Here is a 21,125-nt window from a genome sequence, read left to right on the forward strand (position 1 = left end):
GCCCACGCCCCGCGCCACCTCGCGCGGCAACGTGTCGGCCTATGCCGAGCGTGCGCTCGGAGGGCGACAACTGTGGGGCGTGGCCCCGGACTTGCGTGCCTGGCGTGAGCAGTCGGCGCACGACACGGAGGAGCTCACCGGTACCTCCGGTGATCCCGTCGGCCCGCGGTGTCCGGTGCGCCGCGAGGGCCGTGCTCGTCGCCGCCTCGGATGCTGGCGGTCCGGACACCGTCACGGGCCGACGAGACCGAGGGCGCTGTGCTCCACGCGGCGGCGCGCGGAGCACAGCGCGCTACCCGGGCGGATGCCCGCGCGCGGCGGGCGCCGCTCAGCCCGGTACCTGCACAGGCTCCGCGAGGACGCAAAGGTGCTGGACGACGCGGTAGCCGGAGCGTGCGAACGTCTTCGCCATCCGCGTGTTGCCGACGTCCGTCGCGGCCGCGATCCGCTCGGCGCCCTCCGCCGCCATCCGCGCCGTGCACGCGGCGAGCAGCTCGGCCGAGTAGCCGCGTCCGCGGTGCTCGGGCAGGACGCCGATGAAGCCGACGGCGAAGCCGCCGGGGTTGCGTCCGGGTACGTGCAGGCCCGCGAGTTCGCCGTGCGGTGTGTAGGCGATCTGCCACCACCTGCGTGCGGAGTCGAGCCAGTCGAAAAAGTCCAACTCGTCGCGTGCGGCATGCTCGATCCCGCCCGCCGCCACGGCGCGGCGGGCGTGGGCGTCGCGTGTGTCGCGGTGGATCTCGCGCAGGGCGCCGAGTACGGACTCGTCGTCGGCGGGCGGTGCGAGGACGAGACTGCCCGTGCGCGGTGGGAGCCCGTCGCGGGGCGTCCATTCGTACCGGAAGCGTTCGACGACGAACTCGCGGCCGGCCGCGGTACAGGCGGCGATGCGCGCCTCGGCCGCCGCGTGCACCAGGGGGTCCGTGCGCCAGCCGGGGGGCAGGAGCAGCTCGTACGGGGTGGGGAAGGGGAGCGCCGTCAGCAGGCGTACGCCGGCCTCGTGTTCGCCCGGTGCGAGGTCGAACCAGTCGAGGAGGACGGGGCGTCGGTCCTGCGGGGCCGCCCGCAGCGCCGCGCGTGCGACGACGCGTCCTTCGCGCTCGGCGACGAAGGTCCACTCGGGACGGTACGCGCCGCCCTCGGCGAGGGTGGCGTAACGGCGGCCGAGCAGTGGGGGGCCGAGGCGGTCGAGTGCCGGATGGTCGAGCGAGGTGAAGACGGTGCGCGCCTCGGGTTCCGTGAGTGCGCGGACGAGCGTTTGCGACAAGGGATGTCCTCAGGGAGTGCGGAGCTCCCCGGCGCGGTGCGGCCTCCGGACGATCAGACGGTCCGCCGCGCGGGCGCCGTGACGGGAGCGTGGGTGTGCGACTCGGTGGTGTGGGCCATCGCTACCGCCTCCCTTCCGACTCCCGTGACGCGTACCGCCGTTCTGCGGCCGCGGTCGTGAACCTGGCAGCCGTGCCCGGCGGCGCGCATCGGGTTTCTGCGACCTCCGCCGGGCTGCCCGGCGAACGTCCCACGTGTGGACTCCCGGACCGTGCGACCGGGTCGGCGGGCGCGCCGGAACACCGGCGTGACGGCGCCGCCGTCCGGCGGTGCGAAATGCGGCCCCGGAGCCGGCAGCATGGCCGGAACCCACCGGGGCCGGTTGTCACTCGGCGGCCCGCACCGTCTCCTCCGGTACGCCCATCCGCGCCCGGAGCCGGGCTTCGGCGTCGGCCCCCGGGACGATCCGGGGCAGGCGCCACAGGAGCAGTGCCCCGGCCACCCACCAGGCGCCGACGATCAGCCACTCGGCGGGCCACTCCAACGCGGCGCTCATGCCCGGCAGATAGAGCACCCCGAGCCCGACGGTCAGCACCAGCGCGGCGGCCCCGGTGACCTTCCCGGCCGCCGTACGGAACGGCCGCTCCATCTCCGGCTCCCGCCTGCGCAGCACGAGGAAGCAGACGACCACGACGAGGTAGCCGACGACGATGTTGATACCGCCCGCGTTCACCAGCCAGTTGAGCATCGATTCGCCGAAGAACGGTGCCACGGCCGAGAGTCCGCCGACGAAGAGCACCGCGTTCGCCGGCGTGCGGAACCGCGGATGCAGCCGCCCGAACCAGGCCGGCACCATCCCGGAGGACGCCATCGCGTAGAGGAGCCGGCTGCCGCCGATGAGGAACGCGTTCCAGCTCGTGACGATCCCCGCGATGCCGCCGACGACGAGGAGGTCCCCCATGAGCGCGCTGCCCCAGAGCCGTTCCATCGCCTCGGCCGTGGCGAGGTCGGCCCCCGCGAGGTCCGCGCCCCCGAGTCCGGAGCCGACGGTGAGCATGATCAGCGCGTACCAGGCGACGGCGCACCCGACCGAGACGACGAGCAGCTTGCCGACCTGGCGCTGCGGGATCTTGACCTCGGAGGCGGACTGCGGGATGACGTCGAAGCCGACGAAAAGGAAGGGCACGGCGACGAGCACGGCGGCGAGCCCGTCGAGGCCGCCGCGGAAGAGCGGCTGCATCGTCTCGGTCGAGCCGCCGGTGAGAGAGCCCAGCAGCAGGAGCGCGCCGACGGCGAGCAGGAAGAGCACCGCGACGGTCTGGAAGACGCTCGCGGGGCGGATGCCCACGTAGTTGAGGAGGGTGATGAGGACAGCCGAGCCCGCGCCGACGGCCACCCAGGTGGCCTGCACGTCGTACCCGCCGAGCGTCCAGAGGTGCCCTGTCGCCATGTCCGGGAAGAGCGCGAGCGCCGTCTGGGGGAGTGCGACGGCCTCGAAGGCGGCGACGGAGACGTAGCCGAGGACGAGCGCCCAGGAGGCGGTGAAAGCGCCGCGCGCGCCCAGCGCCCGCAGCCCGTAGTGGTGTTCGCCGCCCGCGTGCGGCATCGCCGAGACGAGCTCCGCGTAGCAGAGCCCCACGAGCGCCATCACGAGGCCGCCGAGGACGAAGGCGAGCGCCGCACCGCCGGGCCCGGCGTCCGCGAGGAAGTCGGAGGTGAGGACGACCCAGCCGAAGCCGATCATCGCGCCGAAGGCGAGGGCAAGGACGTCTCCGCGCCCCAACACCCGCAGTAGACCAGTGTTGTTGGTTGCCATGCGGGTCAGTGCAGCGCAGCCGCTTTTCCGAGGCCAGACCCGGTACGTGACGGGAGTGTGAAAGCGTTGCCGGAGTCGCTGTCCTCGGCCGGTCGACGGGCGGGCGCCGTACTGCTGCCGGCTACGGGTCAGGCGCGGACGAGGAGCGCCACGGGGGAGTCGGCGAGGAGCTCCTGGAGCGGCACGGACCCGCCGAGCGGCGCGCCGCCGCCCGCCGCGTGCCGCCAGCGCCCGGCCGGCAGCGGAAGCCGCGTCCCGCGCCACCCGCCGCTCGCCCGCAGGCGGTGCGAGAGCCGCGTCGCGACGGTGAGCGCCCCGCCTCCGCGGACGAACGCCAGACAGTGCCCGGCGGCGGGACCCTCGGCCCGCTGCGGCGTGTGGCCGCCGGTGCCGGGCGCGAACCAGTCGCGGTGCCGCGCGCGGAGCCGGAGCGCCGCCGCCGTCAACCGCAACTTTTCGACGGCGAGTTCGTTCTCCGGGTGCGGGCGCTGCTGCACGGGCGCGAGGACCTGTTCCGCCGCTTCGAGCGCCTGGAGCGTGTGCATACCGGGCGGGACCGGGTCGCGGTTGTCCGGGTCGACGAGCGTGCGGTACAGGCGCTCGGTGCCCTGGTAGAGGTCGGGCACGCCCGGCATCGTGAGGTGGACGAGCGTCATGCCGAGCACGTTGGCGCGGGTGTGCGGGGCGAGTTCGGCGACGAGCGCGGCGAGCGCGCCCGTGGGGTGCGCGGCGCGCTCGGCCACCTGCGCCGCGAGGCGTGCGAGGTGCTCCTCGTAACCCGTGTCGGGCGCGGTCCAGTCGGTGTGCAGCGCCGCCTCCCGTGCCGACGTCAGCAGCGCGTTCGTGAGGCGCTGCACGTACGTGGGCCTGCCGGGTGCCTGCGGCACGACGCTTCCGAGGCCGAACGCGGTCTGCCAGGCCACCCAGTTGAGGCGCGGGTCCGGCAGCTCGTACCGCGCTGCGCCGGAAGGGTCTCCCGGTGCCGAGCCGAGCGGTACGGACATCCTGCTGAGGAACTCGCCCCAGCGGCACGGGCATTCGGCGAGCACGGCGATCGCCGCGCGCACGTCGGCGCTGTGCTTGGTGTCGTGCGTGGAGAGGACGGTGCCGCTCGCCGGCCACTCCCGCTGGAGCCGCCCGCAGTAGGCGTGGAACCGCTCGGGTGCGACGGCGGGTTCCCCTGGCTCCGCACCGACCTCGCAGGCGGAGAGGAGCGGCGTGTAGCGGCAACCCGCCCTGTCCGCGCCGGACTTGGCCCGTAGTGCCGCACTGAGCTGCGCGAACCCCGCGGCGAAGGCGCGCCGCTCCGGTCCGTCCCCGAGCCGGCCGAGCGCCAGGTCGCGCAGCGGACCGAGCGCGGCGGCGCCCTCGTGCGGCAGCGCGGTGCGCGCGGCGCTCGACGCCGCCTCCACGCGCGCGGCGTCGGCGGTGCTGGGCGGCGCCCCCGGTGCCGCGTACGGGCGGGAGACCGGGAGCCGCACGAGCATTTCGACGAGCGCGGGGCGGAGCGCGTCGCCCGCGGGCGAAGGCAGCCCCGCCTCCTCGCAGGCGCGCGTCGCGCGGCGGGCGAGCCGTTCGCGCTCGGCCGCGAGCCCCTCGGCGAGGACCTCGCGCGTGGCCCGCTCGGCCGTGGGCGCCCACTCGCCTCCCGCGTCGGGCGCGGCCCCGGTCAACCGGACGTGGAGCGCTGCGAGTTCGGCCTGCCCCTCGCCGTCCGTGAAGACGCCGTCGATGTGGCGCAGCGCGTCGTAGCCGGTGGTTCCGGAGACCGGCCAGGTGCGCGGCAGCTCTTCCCGGTCGCCGAGGACCTTTTCCACGACCGTCCAGCAGCCGCCGGTGCGGTGCTCCAGCCGGCGGAGGTACGCCTCCGGTTCTGCGAGCCCGTCGGGGTGGTCGACCCGCACCCCGTCGACGGTGCCGTCGCGGACGAGGCGGACGACGGTCGCATGGGTCGCGTCGAAGACCTGCGGATGCTCGACGCGCAGCCCGATCAGCTCCCGGACGGTGAGGAACCTGCGGTAGTTGAGCGCCGAGTCGGCGGTGTCCCGGCGGACGGGCCGGTAGTGCTGCGCGTCCACGAGCGCGGCCGTCTCCATCCCCTCGGTGCCGGGTGCGAGCGGCAGCACCCGCTCCCCGTACCGCAGGACTCCGGACTCCGGTACCAGCCGCGCCAGCTCCTCCTCCGGCGGCCCGTCGAGCACGGGGAGGACGAGGCGCCCGCCGCCCGCCTCCCAGTCGACGTCGAACCAGTGCGCGTAGGGCGAGGCAGGCCCGTGGCGCAGCAGCTCCCACAGGGGGCGGTTGAGGCGCGTGTCCGGCGGGAGCGCCATGTGGTTCGGCACGATGTCGACGACGATGCCGAGGCCGTGCTCGTGCGCGGTCCGCGCCAGCCGCCGCAGCTCCGCCTCACCGCCCAACTCCTCGCGCACCGTGCCGTGTCCGACGACGTCGTACCCGTGCCGCGAGCCCGGCACCGCGTCGAGGACGGGCGAGAGGTGGAGGTGCGAGACGCCGAGCCGGGCGAGGTAGGGGACGGCCCCGGCGGCCTCGGCGAAGCCGTAGCCGGGCTGGAGCTGGAGGCGGTAGGTGGCGCTCGGGATGCGGGGCGGCACGCGTGGCGGCCCGGAGGCGGGACGCGTCCGGGACGGTGCGGAGGCCGCTGCCGTGGGGGGTGTGTCTGGGGCGTCCATGGCCGTTATTCTCCCGGTGTCTTCCGCTCCCGCCCGGTTTGCGTGGTGGTGGGCGCCGCGCTCTCGGCCGCGCGAGCGGTGCGCGAGGGCGGGCGGCAGCCACGCGACGGGAGCCCAACCACCCTGTGACGGCGCGACGTTGGGCGTAACTGGCCGGGCGTGCGGCGACGGGCGACCGTGCCGGAGACGCCGACACGCCTGCCGTCTCCGCGCTTCCTGCCGGCCCGTGCGAGGTCCGGCAGGCGCGGGCGAGCGCCTCAGCCCCTCCGCCGCAGGACGACGAGGCTCCGATCGAGGAGGGCTAGGCGGTCTCCGCCCTGGAGCGGTGCGGGCCCCGCGGGCGGCAGTCCGCTCTCGTACGCCGTGTCGACGACGGGAATCCAGCCGCCGCCCAACGCGCTCGGCACCGTGAACTCCAAGGACGTGCGCCCGGTGTTGAAGAGGAGGAGGAAGTCGTCGTCGGTGACGCGCTCGCCGCGGTGCCCGGGCTCGGAGATGGCGTGGCCGTTGAGGAGGACCCCGAGCGAGCGGGCGGTCGAGGTCTGCCAGTCCTGCTGGGTCATCTCGCGGCCCTCGTGGGTGTACCAGGCGATGTCGGAGAGGCCGCCGTCCGCGCTGCCCAGCGGCGCGCCCTGGAAGAACCTGCGCCGGCGGAAGACCGGGTGCGCGCGCCGGAGGCGCACCATCGCGCGGACGTAGGCGAGCAGTTGGCGGGGCGCGCCGTGCGTCGAGCCGCCGAGGCCCCGGCGCGGGACGGGCTCCTCGGCCCCGCCCTCCGCACCGTCGGGCCAGTGCACCCACGAGACCTCGCTGTCCTGGCAGTACGCGTTGTTGTTGCCCCGCTGGGTGCGGGCGAACTCGTCGCCGTGGGAGAGCATCGGGACGCCCTGCGAGAGGAGGAGCGTCGCGAGGAGGTTGCGCATCTGGCGCCTGCGGAGGCGCAGCACCTCGGGGTCGTCCGTCGCGCCCTCGGCGCCGCAGTTCCAGGAGCGGTTGCTGCTCTCGCCGTCGCGGTTCTCCTCGCCGTTGGCCTCGTTGTGCTTCTGGTCGTAGGAGACGAGGTCGTGGAGGGTGAAGCCGTCGTGGCAGGTGACGAAGTTGACGGAGGCGAGGGGGCGGCGCCCGTCGTTCTGGTAGAGGTCGCTCGAACCCGTCAGCCGTGAGCCGAACTCGGCGAGCGCCCGGGGCTCGCCGCGCCACAGGTCGCGGACGGTGTCCCGGTACCGGCCGTTCCACTCCGTCCACAGCGGCGGGAAGTTCCCCACCTGGTAGCCGCCCTCGCCGAGGTCCCAGGGCTCGGCGATCAGCTTCACCTGGCTGACGACGGGGTCCTGCTGCACCAGGTCGAAGAACGAGGAGAGCCGGTCCACCTCGTGGAACTGCCGTGCGAGCGTGGCCGCCAGGTCGAAGCGGAACCCGTCCACGTGCATCTCGCCGACCCAGTAGCGGAGCGAGTCCATGATCAGTTGCAGGACGTGGGGACTGCGCATCAGCAGCGAGTTGCCGGTCCCCGTGGTGTCGGTGTAGTGGCGGCGGTCCTCGGCGAGGCGGTAGTACGACGCGTTGTCGAGACCGCGGAAGGAGAGCGTCGGGCCGAGATGGTTCCCCTCGGCCGTGTGGTTGTAGACGACGTCGAGGATCACCTCGATCCCGGCGCGGTGGAGCTCCTGGACGGCCCGCTTGAACTCGGTGACCTGCTGCCCGCGGTCGCCGCTGGAGGAGTAGCCGTTGTGCGGGGCGAAGAAGCCGATCGTGTTGTAGCCCCAGTAGTTGCTGAGCCCCGCGTCGGCGAGCCTGTGGTCGGTGACGAACTGGTGGACGGGCATCAGCTCCAGCGCCGTGACGCCGAGTTGGACGAGGTGGTCGACCACCGCCGGGTGCCCGAGCGCCGCGTAGCTGCCGCGGAGCTCTTCGGGGAGCGCGGGGTGGAGCATGGTGAGGCCCTTGACGTGGGACTCGTAGAGGACGGTGCGGTGCCAGTCGGTGCGCGGCGGACGGTCGTCACCCCAGTCGAAGTACGGGTTGACGACGACGGACGCCATCGTGTGCGGCGCGGAGTCGAGATCGTTGCGGCGGTCGGGGTCCGCGAAGCGGTGGCCGTAGACGGCCTCGTCCCAGTCGACGGTGCCGCTGACGGCCTTGGCGTACGGGTCGAGGAGCAGCTTGGCGCTGTTGCACCGCTCGCCGCGTTCGGGCGCGTAGGGGCCGTGGACGCGGAAGCCGTACCGCTGCCCGGGGAGGACCCCCGGCAGGTAGGCGTGGCGGACGAAGCCGTCCGACTCGCGGAGCTCGACGGCCGTCTCGCTGCCGTCGTCGTGCAGGAGGCACAGCTCGACACGGTCGGCGGCCTCGGAGAAGACGGCGAAGTTGGTGCCGGCGCCGTCGTAGGTGGCGCCCCGTGGGTACGCCTTTCCCGGCCATACCTGCATGGCGTTGCCTCTTCCCGGTCGTGCCGTCGTGGTCGCCCGCAGCCCCGCGCTGCGCCGCGTGTGCGCGGGCGGGGCGGGGTGCGCGGGGGGCGCGCACCCTGCGGGGTGCCTCCCGGACGGCCTTCGCCGCGCCGAGCCGGTACGGCAGCTCCGCTGCCGCCGCGCCGGCTTCGGCGGGGAGGTCACCTGCACAGTACTGGCACAGGTCGGAAACCCACGCGTTATCTGCCCGCGTGCGGTGGCTGTTGCGGCAGAAGTCGACGTTGATTCGTCGCAGAGGTTCGGGTGCACCGCGTCCGGGTGCGCAGTAGTCTTCCTTGATCGAACAGCGGGGCGCGGAAGGCGGTGCACAGTTGGGCTCGGGTGAGCTTGAGCTCCCCCCGGGAGAGTCGGGCGGTGAGGGCGGGACCGCCGAAGTGCCGCCGGGCGCCGTGTCGTTGGCACGCCCGATGGAGATCGGCGCCGACCTCGACTGGGGCCCGGAGGACTGGGCGGAGGTGAGCACCCGCGCCCGGCGCGGCGGACGCGCGTACGTCTGGCTCAACCTCGTCGAGCAGCGCGTGCGTTCCGTGGTCGCCGCCGTCCTGCGTCCCATCTACGAGCCGGTGCACGGCGAGGAGTGGGTGATCGCGGCCGCCGGTCCCACGGGGCAGGAGTGGGTGCAGCGTGCCGTCGCCGTGCGTGAGGTGAGCCGGCGCAAGGGCTACCTCCTCGATCCGGCCGACGACACCCTCCTCTCCTTCCTCACGCTGCCGCAGCTCCGCGAGTTGATGGTGCAGCACTGGCCGTGCTTCGAGCCGTACTTCGAGGACCGCCGCGAGGTCGAACTCGCCCTCGACGAGCTGGAGGTGGCGCGCAGCGCCGTCGCGCGCAACCGTGCCCTCACCGGCACCGTCCTCGCGCAGGCGGAGCGCGCGTGCGGCCGGCTGCTGGAGCTCCTCGGCGCCTCGCACGACGCGCCGGCGGCCGGGCGCCTCGCCGTCGACGCGGTGGAGGAGCTCGTCGGCGACCGCTACGCCGACGTCGCCGCCGTCCACCCGGACCGGGTCAGGCTCCAGCGGAGGCTCCCGGCCGAGGACCTCTTCGGCGGGGCGCGCCGGCTCGACGCGGTGGGGATCGGGCTCAACCTCCTCGTGCAGAACTACAGCGCCCGACGGCTGACGCGGCTCGCCGAGTCCGGCTGCCGCATGCGGCTGCTCTTCCTCAACCCGGCCTCCAGTGCCGTCCGCCGCAGGGAGCGCGAGCTGGGCCTGAAGCGGGGCGAGTTGAGTCGCTCGGTGGAGACGAACATCCTCCACATGCGCCGGGTGCGCGCCCGCCTCCGTGACACGGGGGCCTTCCAGATACACGTCTTCGACGAGACGCCGCGGTTCACCGCCTACCTCGTCGACGACGACGGCCCCGACGGGCTCGCCGTCGTCCAGTCGTACCTGCGCAGGGTGCGGGGGATGGAGGCGCCCGTCTGGGTGCTGCGCGGGGACGGGCGGCAGTTGGTGCGGCAGGAGCCGGGGCCGCAGGCCGCCGCGGAGGCCGGGCTGCTGCCGGTCTACCGCGAGGAGTTCGAGTCGGTCTGGGCGGATTCGCGCCCTGTGTCCTGACGTTTCCCTTTACTTTGCTCTGTTTCCCTCTGTTCCCCGACACTCCACGGCTTCTTCCGCGACCGCGGGCTTCGCGTGGCACGCACGTCGTGGGTGACGGCGACCTTGTGTCTGTCACTGATCAGCATCGGATGTATCAGTTCCATTTCGCGCCACAACTATTACCGGGTTCGATGGGTCTAGTTCGTGCGGGGGCAATTCCTACGGCGTCCCTGCACGTTCGTGAGCCATCAGGAGCCAAAGAGTGATCAACCAAAGCAAGGGGAAAGGCGGCACAGGCACCACTGCGGTGGTTCTCGCCGGCGGTACCGGTCAGCGCATCGGGCTCAGCGTCCCCAAGCAACTGCTCAAGGTCGCGGGGAAACCCGTGATCGAGCACACCCTCTCCGTACTGGAGCAGTCGGAGGCGATCGACGACGTACTGGTGCTGATGGCGCCCGGGTTCGTCGGGGAGGTGGAGCAGCTCGTCGACAAGGCAGGGCTGAGCAAGGTGCGTGCCGTCGTCGAAGGGGGAGCGGACAGGAACGAGACCACCCGGCGCGCGATCGACCTCCTCGACGCCGAGCTCGCCGAAGGCGAGGACCGGAAGGTCCTCTTCCACGACGCCGTGCGCCCGTTCCTCTCGCAGCGGGTCATCGACGACTGCGTCGACGCGCTCGACCGCTACCAGGCCGTCGACGTGGCGATACCCTCGGCCGACACCGTGATCGTGACCCGCACCCACGGCGCCGACGGCGAGTTCATCACGGACGTCCCCGACCGCTCCCGGCTCAGGCGCGGCCAGACCCCGCAGGCGTTCCGGCTGTCGACCATCCGCCGGGCCTACGAACTCGCCGAGCAGGACCCGCACTTCAAGGCGACGGACGACTGCTCCGTCGTCCTCCGCTACCTGCCGAGCATCCCCATTCACGTGGTGCCGGGCGACGAGTACAACATGAAGGTGACCCATCCGCTCGACGTCTTCCTCACCGACAAGCTCTTCCAGCTCGTCTCGACGACCGCACCCAGCCAGCCCGACAGACGCGCCTACCGGGAACTGCTCGAGGGCCGCACCCTCGTCGTCTTCGGCGGCTCCTACGGCATAGGCGCCGACCTCGCCGAACTCGCCCGCGGACTCGGCGCCCGCGCCTACGCGCTCGGACGCTCCACCACCGGCACCCACGTCGAGGACCCGAAGGAGGTCGAGGAGGCGCTCGCGCAGGCGTACGCAGAGACCGGCCGGATCGACCACGTCGTCAACACCGCCGGGGTCCTGCGCATCGGCCGCCTCGCCGACACCTCCAACGCCGAGATCGAAGAGGCGCTCCGCGTCAACTACCTCGCACCCGTGCAACTCGCCCGCGCCGCGCACCCCTACCTCGCGGAGACCGGCGGGCAGCTCCTCCTCTACACCTCCAGCAGCTACACCCGCGGGCGCGCCGAGTACAGCCTCTACTCCTCGGCGAAAGCAGCGATCGTCAACCTCACGCAGGCGCTCGCCGACGAGTGGGCGGCCGACGGCATCCGCGTCAACTGCATCAACCCCGAGCGCACGGCGACGCCGATGCGCACGGCGGCGTTCGGCGAAGAGCCCGCGGGCTCGCTCCTCTCCTCCGAGCAGGTGGCACGCACTTCGCTCGACGTTCTCCTGTCCGACCTCACGGGACAGGTGATCGACGTGCGCAGGCAGGACCCGCTCGACTCCGGCACCTCCGCGGTCGAGCAGGCCCTCGCGGGCGCGCTCGCCGTCAGCGGTGAGAACGAGGGCGCGGAGGTCGTCGCATGAACCAACGGCTCCAGCAGATGCTGCGCGTGGGCTCGACCGCCGAGCTCGTCGCCGCGCTCCTCATGGGCCTCAGCTACCCGGTACTGATGACGGCGGCGCTCCTGCCCGAGCTGTGGACGTTCGTCGTCGCGGCGGGCGTCAGCTACGCCTCCGACCACTACCTCCACAGGCGAGGCAGCTACCTGCTCAACAGGCTCAGCCGCTTCCGCGCGGGGCTCTCCCTGCGCTTCCTGATCCGGCAGCTCCTGCTCGTCCTGCTGCTCTCCAGGATGGACATGGCGGAGGACCCCGTCTCCTTCACCGCCATCGCGTGCTTCATCCTCTTCTACGCGCTCCAGGCCCCGCACACCGCGCTCACGGCGAAGATCCGCGCCCGCCGCAGGCTCCCGGTGATCACACGCAACATCGACCTCGCCGAACTGGGGATCGGGGACGGCCCGCCCGGCTGGCTCACCAGCCGCGCCATGGAGAAGGTCCAGCACCTCGACCTCTTCGCGGTCGTCGGCGTGCTCGTCGTGGCGCGCACGGGGGAGTCCGTCTACGGGTACGTCGGCATGGGCGCGACGCTCGTGCTCACCCTCCTGTACACCGGGCTCCTCGCCCGCCACCTGTTGCCGCACCGACTCCCGCCGACGAGCGAGGAGTTCCTGGAGTGGTTCGACGGCTGGCTGCGCCGCTACCGGCCCACGACCGTCCTCTACTTCTCCGGCTCCGCCGAGTCGTCCTACCAGGTCAACATGTGGCTGGAGACGATGGAGGAGCTCGGCGGGCGCCCGCTCGTCGTCCTCCGCGAGCGGCACACGCTCGCCCGGCTGGCGCCGACCCGCACGCCCGTCGCGTGCGTGCCCTCGGCCGTCCACCTGATGAACATGGACCTCAGCTCCGTGCGGGTGGCGCTCTACCCGGCCAACGTCGGCAAGAACATCCACATGCTGCGCGTCCCGACGATGAAGCACGTCTTCATCGGCCACGGCGACAGCGACAAGGTCGCCAGCATCAACCCGTACAGCAAGGTCTACGACGAGGTGTGGACGGCGGGCAAGGCGGGACGCGACCGGTACGCGCTCGCCGACGTCGGCGTGCGGGACGACGCGGTCGTCGAGGTCGGCCGCCCCCAACTCGCCCCGATCCAGGGGCCGCGGCACCCGGAGGCGATGCCGACGGTGCTCTACGCGCCCACGTGGGAGGGGTGGACCGACGACCCGGGGAACACCTCGCTGATGCTCGCGGGCGAGAACATCGTCCGCGGGCTGCTCGCCGCCGACCCGCCGGTACGCGTCGTCTACAAGCCGCACCCGTTCACCGGGACGCGGTCGCAGGAGGCGCTCGAAGCGGACGCCAGGATCACGGAGTTGCTCCGCGAAGCCGCCGAACGCCGCGCCGAGGCGCCGGAGTTCGCGGCCGACGCCGCGAAGGGCGCCGACAGCATGGGCGCCGCGCGCGTCGAACTCGCCCGTATCGAGGCGGAGATGGAGCGGCTCCACGCCAGCGCCGCCGAAGGCGTCGACGAGGCGGAGACGGCCCGGGACGCGCTCCGCGACCCCCGGACCTCGCCGGAGGCGGCGGCCCTCACCGCCCGCTGGAACGAGGCGTTCTGGCGGTCGTTCCCCGCCTGGGAGCACCGCACCATCACGGGCCCCGCGCCGGCGCTCTACGAGTGCTTCAACGCCTCGGACGGCCTCGTCTCCGACATATCCAGCGTCGTCTCCGACTTCCTGGCGAGCGGAAAGCCCTACGCCGTCACCGACTCGGCGGGGCTCGGTGCCACCGAGTTCGCCCGGCGCAACACCGCCGTGCGCGCCGCGGAGATCCTCGACAACGAAGCACGCGGCCTCGACGCCTTCCTCGCCGCCGTCCGCGGCGAGGAGGACCCGCGCGCCGGCGCGCGTGCCGAGCTGACCTCGTACCTGCTCGGGCCCGAAGAGCCGCCCGCGCAGCAGCGGTTCGAGGCCGCCGTCGAGGCGCTCGCGGCGCGCGCCGAGGCGCGCAACGCCGAGCAGGCCGCGCAGTCGGCGGCCGAGGACGAGCCGCTGACGGGCGCGCACGAGGCCCCGGCGACCGTGGAGGGCACCGTCCGATGAACCCCGAGGCGCGCCGGTGAGCCGCGCACCCGCCATCAGCAGGGCAACGCAGCAAGGAGAAGCGTGAAAGAGATCGTGATGCGGGCGGGCAAGAGCCCGTTCGACGTCGTCACCCACGAAGAGTTCATCCACCAGGACCTGACGGGCACCAACTCGGGCAACCTGCTCTTCAGTGATGCGGTGCACAAGCAGCTCACCGTCCCGGGCACCGAGGTGGTCGCCGCGGGCCTGCGCACCGACTCCTCGAAGGAGAACGCGGCGCGGATCAACGAGCGGTTCGACCTCTACGCCGTGCCGCTCGCCAACGCCTTCCGGCCGAGCTTCGGCAAGTCGCTCGACAAGCTCTCCACGCTCATCGAGCAGTTGAAGATACCCGTGGTCGTCATCGGTGTCGGTGCGCAGGCGAGCACCGAGTACGACACCGGGCGGCTGGACGACATCTCGGTGTCCGTGCGGCGGTTCATGAAGGCCGTCCTCAACCGCTCGGCGAGCGTGGGCGTGCGCGGTGAGCTCACCGCCGACTACCTGAAGAAGCTCGGCTTCAAGGACGTCGAGGTCATCGGCTGCCCGTCGATGTTCTGGCACGGCGACACCTTCCCCGAGCTGGAGGCGAAGCCGCTCGACGCCGGCTCGCGGGTCGCCGTCAACGTCTCCTCGCAGGCGGAGAAGGAGGGCGGCATAGCCGAACTCACCGCGCACGCCCTCTCGCTCCACCCGGAGTTGACCTACTACGCGCAGAACCTCACCGACGCCGAGCTGCTCTTCTGGGGCGACACCTCGGTGGCCGGCAACCGGCAGAAGCCGCTGCCGGGGCTGCGCAGCCACCCGCTGGTGCGCGGCGGTCACACCCGGGTGCCCGTCGACCCGGCGACCTGGATGGCCGAACTCGCCGAGCACGACTTCTCGTTCGGCACCCGCATCCACGGCAATATGGCCTCGCTCCTCGCCGGCACCCCCAGCGTCGTCCTCGCGCACGACTCGCGGACGCTGGAGCTGTGCCGGTACTTCGAGATCCCGCACCGCCTGCTCCGGGAGGTGGAGGCGGGCACCGCGCCCGCCGACCTCCTCGCCGAGGCCGACTACACGGCGCTCCGCAAGAACCACGCGGAGCGGTTCCGCCGCTACACCGACTTCCTCGACCGGAACGGCGTGCAGAACACCTTCAGCCACGGCGACGGCGGCAAGGCATGGCAGAAGGCCCTCGACGCGCTCGAACTGCCGCCGTCCGTCACTGCCTGGGACGGCAGCGACGACGGCGCTCTCGGCTACCGCGTGGCCTGGCTGCGCGAGCAGGCGGTGACGGCCAGGCGCGGCCGGGAGAAGACCGCGGCGCAACTTCGCGAAGTCGAGGCGGAGAACAAGGAGTTGCGCAAGCTCACCGCTTCGCTGGAGAAGCGGACGGCGTCGCTGGAGGCCCGTCTCGACCAGTCGGGCGGCGGTGTGCGGCGCGTCGGCCGTGGTGTGAAGCGGCGTGCGAAGGGGATACTCGGCAAGGACTGAGCCGCCGCGTCGGTGCCGCGCGGGCGCGCCGGGGCCACCAGCCGCCGTACGGCGGCCGTTCACGCACGGGAGGCATGAACGGCCCGGCGGCCCGGCCCTGTCGCGTCCCGCGGCGCCGGCAGCGGGGGCACGAACGCGGGGGAGCGTGGGCGGTGGGGGACAGCGAGCCGCAGGAGAGGACCGTCCAGGCCCTCTCGTGCATCATCGTGGGGCTGATCGGCGCGGTGGTCCTCGCCGTCGTGGGCGGTGTCGTCTACGCCGTCTTCTCCGTCGTGGTCCCGAAGGTGCGCTCGGACGCCGACGAGAGGGAGGCGTGGGAGAAGGAGCCGCCCTTCGACAGGGCCGAGGTCGTCCAGGTCCGTAGGACTGCTTTCGAAGACAACCCAGACGAACCCGTGCGGAGGCCGCGGCCCCAGGAGAAGCGCGTCGGCATCGGGCAGGTGAAGGACGAGATCTACGAGGACCTCGTGCCGATGCTCGGCGACGCGAAAGCCGTCGTGCCGATCGACTGCGGCGACGCCGTGCTCCGGGACGAGGTCTTCGTATGCACCGCGCGGTACAAGGACATCGAGATCGACTACCGGGTCAGCATCCACAAGCTGAAGGCGCCGCTTCCGGTGCCGGGCAACAGGAAGGCCACCTGGGAGCAGACCGTCAGGCCCGTGCGGATGCCGCTTTTCCGCGAGGCCGTGCACGCCAAAGCATGGGAACGCACCCGGAGTTCGGGGGAGAAGCCCTACTGCGACCGCATGCCCCGGAGGACGATGGTCGAGCGCGGTGAGCCCACGGAGTACCGCTGCTACGCCAGGGAGACGGGCGAAGTGGCGCGCGGCCACAAGGCGTGGAACACCTACCGGGTGGAGACGGACAGCGACGGGCGCGTCGAGCTGGCGTACGTCGAGGGGAAGAAGCACCGCTGAGGCGCGCGGCCCGGGCCGGGTTTCGCGGGCCCACTGCCGGGGACGGCGTACCGCCATAAAATTTCCGCATGGCTACCACCACGCGTACCTACGCGGCGCTGCTGAGAGGGGTCAACGTCGGCGGTCACCGACGGATTCCGATGGCCGAACTCCGGCAGCTCATCGCCGGGTTGGGATGGACGGACGTGCGCACCTACCTCCAGAGCGGCAACGCCGTCTTCCGCACGGACGAGCCGGAGCCGGGCCCCGTGCTGGAGCGGGCGATAGCGGAGCGGTTCGGAACTCGCGTGCAGTGCCTCGTCCGCACCGGCGAGGAGCTGCGGCAGATCGCGGCGGCCTGCCCGCTGCCGGTGGCGGAGCTCGACCCGGCCAAGGTGCTCGTCCTCCTCCTCGAAGAGACCCCCGAAACCGGCCATTTCGACGCCCTCTCGCCTGCCGACTACGCACCGGACGAGTTCCACCCGGTGGGCCGCGCCGTCTACTGCTACTTCCCGCACGGCATGGGCCGCAGCCGACTGAGCTCCGCACTGACCGCCGTACGCCCGCAGTTGACGATGACGGGGCGCAACTGGCGGACGTTGGAGCGGCTCATCGAGCTCACCGGCTGAGCGCGGGACTTCAGCCGCGCCAGTGGGCCGGCTGCGGCAGCGGGTGCGGCGGCCGTGTCGACAAGTCGCCCTGTGCCGAGGCTAGTTGGGGACGGGTGAGGAAGAGGGCGCCGGTGAGGTCGGCGCCGTGGAGGCGCGCGTCCCGCAGGTCGGCGCCGATGAGGTCGGCCTCGCGCAGGTCGGCGCCTGTGAGGTCGGCGGCGATGAGCAGGGAGCCCCGCAGGTCGGCCCCGCGCAGGTCGGCGCCGCGCAGTCGGGCTCCCAGCAGGTCGGCACGCCTGCGGTCGCGGCCGCCGCCCGGGGTGCGGGCGCGGACGAGCGCGCTCGTCCGCTCCAGCAGGGGGTCGACGCGGCCCCGGTGCGCGGCGACGTCGAGGGCGGCAAGGGCCTCGGGCGGGCCGCCCGCCAGCGCGTCGGTCTCCTCCCGCAGGGCGCGCAGTTGCGGGCCGAGGCCGCGGGCCGCGGTGCGGGTCAGGGCGTCGTCCAAGTACCAGAGCAGTTGGTGGAGTTGCTGTACGACGGGGAGCGCGGCGAACATCTGCTCCGCCGTCTCCGGGTGGTGCCGCCAGTCGCGTCCGCCGAAGGTCCGCTGCGAGACGCGCTGCCCCGCGCCGAAGCAGTCGTACGCCTGGCACCCTGGGAAGCCCTCCGTGCGGAGGCGGCCGTGGATTCCGCAGCCGAAGTCCTCGCGCAGGTGCGTGCACGGGGTGCCCGCCGCCTTGTCCACGGCGAAGTCGGCGGAGGCGGTGAGGGGCAGCGCGACGCAGCAGAGCCCGAAGCAACTGCCGCACTCGGCCCGGAGGGCGTGCTGGTCTTCCACGGGCTTCGGCATGCTGTGCTCTCCTGCGCTCACCGGTTCCGCACCCCGGCCGTTCGGCACCGCCGTCCGCCCGCGGCGGGTTCGCGCCCGAGGTGCACGCGCCGATTCTCGCACCGCCGGACGCACGGCCGCTCCCGGCTGCCGCCGCAGGCCCCGCGTTGACGCCGAACCTCTGTGCTGGCATGCTCACTTGACGTGAGCCAGTATGCGAACCTCGTAGCGCGGCTGCACGTCGACCTCCGACGGCATGCCAGCGCCCTCTGTGCGGGCTGCGTCCTCCGCTGACGCGCGCGCCGCGCCCGGCCACACCGGCGGCCCTTCGGCCGCGGCGGACCGCCCCGGCTCCCTCCTCCTTCCGCTTCCACGTCGCCCCGTCCGGGGCACCGCGTGGTGCGGCGCCCGCGTCTGCACGCCCTTCCCGGACGGCCGTTCCCCTCTGCGCGGCCCTCCGGTCCCCGCTTCACCTCTCGAAGGAGCACGCAGCCGTGACCGTCCAAGACCACCCCAGGTTCGCCCCGTTGACCAGCTCGGACCTCGCCGCACTCGGCCTCGGCGCCGACCCGGCCCGCGGCGGCTCCGCCGAGCGCCGACTCCGCGTCGTCCGCGAGCCCGGCCGAACCGAAGGAACTCCGCGCGAGGAGATCTCGGCGCCCCTCGTCGGCTACCTCGTCCTGGTGCCGGCCGGGACCGACCCGTCCCAGCTCCTCGCCGGCGCCGCGCACCCGCCGGCCGCGCGCCAGTCCGCCCCGCCGGCCCCCGACGCGGTGGAGGTGGACGCCGAGCGCCGCCTCGCACGCGTCGCGGGGCGCCAACTCGACCTCACCTACCTGGAGTTCGAACTCCTCGCGCACCTCGTGGCGCACCCGGCGCGGGTGCACTCGCGGGAGCAGCTCGTCGGCGCCGTGTGGGGGTACGGACACGTCGGCGACGGGCGCACCGTCGACGTCCACATCGCGCGGCTCCGCCGCAAGCTCGGCCGCGCGCACCGCGGCCGGATCGTCACGGTGCGACGGGTCGGGTACAAGTACCTGCCGGAGGGTCAGGCCGCGGCGGGCACCGCGTCGGCCGACGCCTCGGCGTAGCGCGCCGCGACGAGCCGGACGACCTCGGGGGCGGCGCCGAGCACGGGCGCGACGAGCTCGGCGCCGGCCTCGGCCGCACCGGCGAGAATGCGGTCGGGGAGGCGCCCGGGCGCCAGCACGAACGGCGCGACGGCGACCCGCCGCGCCCCTTCGGCGCGCAGCGCGCGCACGGCGTCCGCGGTGCGCGGGGGCGTGGCGGAGGCGAACGCGGGACGCACCGCGCACCACCCTGTGGTGCGCTCCCACTCCCGCGCGGTTTCCACGAGCACCGCGTTCGCCTCCGGGTCTGTGGAGCCGGCGGCCGCCAGCACGACGCCGGTCTCCGCGCGCTCCTCGCCGAGTCGCGGCGCGCCCAACCCGGCCTGGGCGAGCCGCCGTTCGAGCCCGTCGAGGAGGAGCGGGTCGGGCCCGAGCACGCCGGCCTGGCGGACGGCGAGCCCCGGCAGCTCCGCGGCAGCCTCCGCCAGCACGGCCGGCAGGTCGTGCTTGGCGTGGAAGGCGCGCGAGAGCAGCAGCGGGACGGCGACGGCGCGGCGCACCCCGTCCCTGTGGAGGCGCGCCAGCGCGCCGTGGACCGTGGGCGCGTCGAAGTCGAGGAAGGCGGCCTCGACGCGCACCCCGGGCAGGGCCGCGGCGACCCCCGCACGGATCGCCGCGACGGTCTCGGCGTGCCGCGGGTCGCGGCTGCCGTGCGCGGTGAGGAGCAGCGCAGGGGAAAACCCCGCGGACACGCGTGCGTTGAGCATCGGAACCTGCCGGATCGACGGTACGGACGGCTAGCGGGCGGCGAGCAGCCCGCGGTTGCGGAGCACACGGCGCTCCAGCGGGGCGAAGAGCAGCAGTTCGATGCCGATGCCGACGAGGAGGATGAGGAGGATCGCGCCGAGGACCAGCGGCATGTCCTGGTAGACCCGTCCCGTCTCCAGCAGTTGGCCGAGGCCGACGCCCAACTCGGGGGAGGTGGCGATGAGTTCCGCCGCCATCAGGGAGCGCCAGGAGAACGCCCAGCCCTGCTTGAGCCCGGAGACGTACCCCGGCAGCGCGGCGGGCAGCAGCACGTGCCGCACCCCGCGCAGCCCGGTGGCCCCGATCACCTTCCCGGCCCGCAGGTGGAGCGGCTGGATGCGGTCGACGCCCGCCACCAGGCCGTTGGCGATGGACGGCACGGCGCCGAGGAGGACGACGGCGTAGATCGTCGCGTCGGTGAGCCCGAACCAGATGATCGCGGCCGGCACCCAGGCGACCGACGGCAGCGACTGGAGCCCCGAGAGCACCGGGCCGATCGCCGCGCGTACCACCTTCACCCGCGCCACCAGCAGTCCGAGCGGCGTCGCCACGACGAGCGCGACGAGGAAGCCGAGCGCGCCCCGGGAGACCGACTGCCAGACGACCCCGAGGATGGTGCCCTTGTACCACTCCTCGGCGAGCGCGTCCCAGACCATCAGCGGGCTCGGGAGCTGGTAGTCGGGCTTCAGCTCCAGCGCGAACGCCGACTGCCAGAGCGCCAGCACCAGTACGACGGCGACGGCAGGGGGGAGCGCCTTCTCGCGCAGGGTGCGGGCGAGCGGGGTGCGGGCCTGGGTGCGGGTGTCGAGCGCGTCGAGCCCCGCCTCCAGGCCGGCGAGTTCGGCCGCGTCGTCGCGCTCGGCGCCCTGTGCCCCGCCGGCGGGGGAGGCTCCGCTCTCCGGCGGCCTCTCGGTCTCAGTGCTGGCCATGTCGGCGGATCTCCCCCCTCAACTCCTCGGTGATCTCCACGGAGAGCCGGGAGACCTCGGCGTCCTCGATCCGCCGCGGCTGCGGGATGTCGACCCGCCATTCCCGCGCGATCCGCCCGGGCCGGGAGGAGAGCAGCACCACCCGCTCGGCGAGGCGCACCGCCTCCCGCACGTTGTGCGTGACGAAGAGCACCGAGACGTCGGTCTCGGCCCACACCCGGGTGAGCTCCTCGTGGAGCACGTCCCGCGTGATCGCGTCGAGCGCGGCGAACGGCTCGTCCATCAGCAGCAGTTGGCTGTCCTGCGCGAGGGCGCGCGCCAGCGCGACGCGCTGCCGCATGCCGCCGGAGAGTTCGTGGACGCGCTTGCCGTACGCGCCCGTGAGCCGCACCAGCTCCAGCAGGCGCTCGGCCTCCTGCCTGCGCTCCGCCTTCGCCACGCCGCGCATCCGCAGCGCCAGTTCGATGTTGCGTCCCGCCGTGAGCCACGGGAAGAGCGCGTGCTCCTGGAACATCAGCGCCGGGCGTCCGCCCGGCACCTCGATCGTGCCGTCGGTCGGCGACTCCAGGTCGGCGACGAGGTTGAGAAGCGTGGACTTGCCGCAGCCGGAGGCGCCGAGGAGCGTGACGAACTCGCCCGGCGCGACGTCGAGCGAAATCCCGTCGAGCACCTGCTGCTGCGCTCCCGGCCGTCCGAAGGACTTGGAGACGCCGTCGAGTCGTGCGGCGTAGCCGGCCTGCCGCTGGCGGTCCTGCTGGTGTGCGGCCCGGGGCTGCGCCGCGGCCGCCGGGTCCTGTGCGCTGAGAGTGGTGGGCATCGCTGTCACCTCCCGTGG

16 protein-coding genes are annotated in these 21,125 nt (G+C 73.3%); 8 read left to right on the top strand and 8 right to left on the bottom strand.

The genetic code is table 11. The features are described from left to right. Positions 1-328: 328 nt before the first annotated feature. The 4 genes from F603_RS0118525 to glgX all read right to left on the bottom strand — a co-directional run bounded on the left by F603_RS0118525 (position 329) and on the right by glgX (position 8,201). Positions 329-1,267: a GNAT family N-acetyltransferase gene (locus F603_RS0118525; protein WP_019547474.1), complete on the bottom strand. Its 939-nt coding sequence runs from the start codon at positions 1,265-1,267 to the stop codon at positions 329-331. Between the two features lie 384 nt (positions 1,268-1,651). Continuing rightward, positions 1,652-3,082 carry an APC family permease gene (locus tag F603_RS0118535; RefSeq protein WP_037956310.1) on the bottom strand — a complete coding sequence of 477 codons (1,431 nt, stop codon included), beginning with the start codon at positions 3,080-3,082 and terminating at the stop codon, positions 1,652-1,654. Between the two features lie 128 nt (positions 3,083-3,210). Continuing rightward, positions 3,211-5,694 (bottom strand): malto-oligosyltrehalose synthase, encoded by a 2,484-nt coding sequence (gene treY / locus F603_RS0118540; RefSeq protein ID WP_019547477.1) that lies wholly within the window; start codon positions 5,692-5,694, stop codon positions 3,211-3,213. 335 nt (positions 5,695-6,029) lie between these two features. Continuing rightward, complete coding sequence (gene glgX / locus F603_RS0118545; protein ID WP_019547478.1) at positions 6,030-8,201, bottom strand: glycogen debranching protein GlgX; 2,172 nt, start codon at positions 8,199-8,201, stop codon at positions 6,030-6,032. 353 nt (positions 8,202-8,554) lie between these two features. Between glgX and F603_RS0118550 the strand changes: the two genes are divergently transcribed. From F603_RS0118550 to F603_RS0118575, 6 genes are all read left to right on the top strand, one after another. After that, a complete protein-coding gene (locus F603_RS0118550; protein WP_158678659.1) occupies positions 8,555-9,799 on the top strand; it encodes an SAV2148 family HEPN domain-containing protein in 1,245 nt (414 codons plus the stop codon). A gap of 244 nt (positions 9,800-10,043) precedes the next feature. Next, the gene (locus F603_RS0118555; protein ID WP_019547480.1) at positions 10,044-11,564 is read left to right on the top strand and encodes a bifunctional cytidylyltransferase/SDR family oxidoreductase; all 1,521 of its coding nucleotides are present in this window, start codon (positions 10,044-10,046) and stop codon (positions 11,562-11,564) included. Then, a complete protein-coding gene (locus F603_RS0118560) occupies positions 11,561-13,645 on the top strand; it encodes a hypothetical protein (protein ID WP_019547481.1) in 2,085 nt (694 codons plus the stop codon). Before F603_RS0118555 ends, F603_RS0118560 begins: the two co-directional genes overlap by 4 nt. A 63-nt stretch (positions 13,646-13,708) precedes the next feature. Then, positions 13,709-15,145, top strand: coding sequence for a polysaccharide pyruvyl transferase family protein (locus F603_RS0118565; RefSeq protein ID WP_019547482.1), 1,437 nt, complete (start codon positions 13,709-13,711; stop codon positions 15,143-15,145). A 152-nt stretch (positions 15,146-15,297) separates the two neighbouring features. Next, positions 15,298-16,065: a hypothetical protein gene (locus F603_RS0118570; RefSeq protein ID WP_019547483.1), complete on the top strand. Its 768-nt coding sequence runs from the start codon at positions 15,298-15,300 to the stop codon at positions 16,063-16,065. A gap of 68 nt (positions 16,066-16,133) precedes the next feature. Continuing rightward, the gene (locus tag F603_RS0118575) at positions 16,134-16,673 is read left to right on the top strand and encodes a DUF1697 domain-containing protein (RefSeq protein WP_281168897.1); all 540 of its coding nucleotides are present in this window, start codon (positions 16,134-16,136) and stop codon (positions 16,671-16,673) included. Positions 16,674-16,683: 10 nt separating this feature from the next. Here F603_RS0118575 and F603_RS0118580 read toward each other — a convergent pair whose 3' ends face one another. Continuing rightward, positions 16,684-17,505, bottom strand: coding sequence for a pentapeptide repeat-containing protein (locus tag F603_RS0118580; RefSeq protein WP_019547485.1), 822 nt, complete (start codon positions 17,503-17,505; stop codon positions 16,684-16,686). 183 nt (positions 17,506-17,688) lie between these two features. Between F603_RS0118580 and F603_RS36575 the strand changes: the two genes are divergently transcribed. Further along, positions 17,689-17,778 carry a putative leader peptide gene (locus tag F603_RS36575; RefSeq protein WP_425426992.1) on the top strand — a complete coding sequence of 30 codons (90 nt, stop codon included), beginning with the start codon at positions 17,689-17,691 and terminating at the stop codon, positions 17,776-17,778. A 200-nt stretch (positions 17,779-17,978) separates the two neighbouring features. Then, positions 17,979-18,575, top strand: coding sequence for a winged helix-turn-helix domain-containing protein (locus F603_RS0118585; protein ID WP_019547486.1), 597 nt, complete (start codon positions 17,979-17,981; stop codon positions 18,573-18,575). Here F603_RS0118585 and F603_RS0118590 read toward each other — a convergent pair. The 3 genes from F603_RS0118590 to F603_RS0118600 are packed head-to-tail and all read right to left on the bottom strand — an operon-like array spanning position 18,533 to position 21,107. Beyond that, positions 18,533-19,321 (bottom strand): sirohydrochlorin chelatase, encoded by a 789-nt coding sequence (locus tag F603_RS0118590; RefSeq protein WP_019547487.1) that lies wholly within the window; start codon positions 19,319-19,321, stop codon positions 18,533-18,535. The two genes, F603_RS0118585 and F603_RS0118590, sit on opposite strands and share 43 nt — an antisense overlap. A 30-nt stretch (positions 19,322-19,351) precedes the next feature. After that, on the bottom strand, positions 19,352-20,290 hold the full coding sequence (locus tag F603_RS0118595) for an ABC transporter permease (protein WP_019547488.1): 939 nt from the start codon (positions 20,288-20,290) through the stop codon (positions 19,352-19,354). Continuing rightward, positions 20,277-21,107: an ABC transporter ATP-binding protein gene (locus F603_RS0118600; protein WP_019547489.1), complete on the bottom strand. Its 831-nt coding sequence runs from the start codon at positions 21,105-21,107 to the stop codon at positions 20,277-20,279. The genes F603_RS0118595 and F603_RS0118600 overlap by 14 nt, the downstream gene beginning before the upstream one ends. Positions 21,108-21,125 lie beyond the last annotated feature (18 nt).

The sequence above is a fragment of the Streptomyces sulphureus DSM 40104 genome, from assembly GCF_000381025.1.
GTDB lineage: Bacteria > Actinomycetota > Actinomycetes > Streptomycetales > Streptomycetaceae > Streptomyces > Streptomyces sulphureus.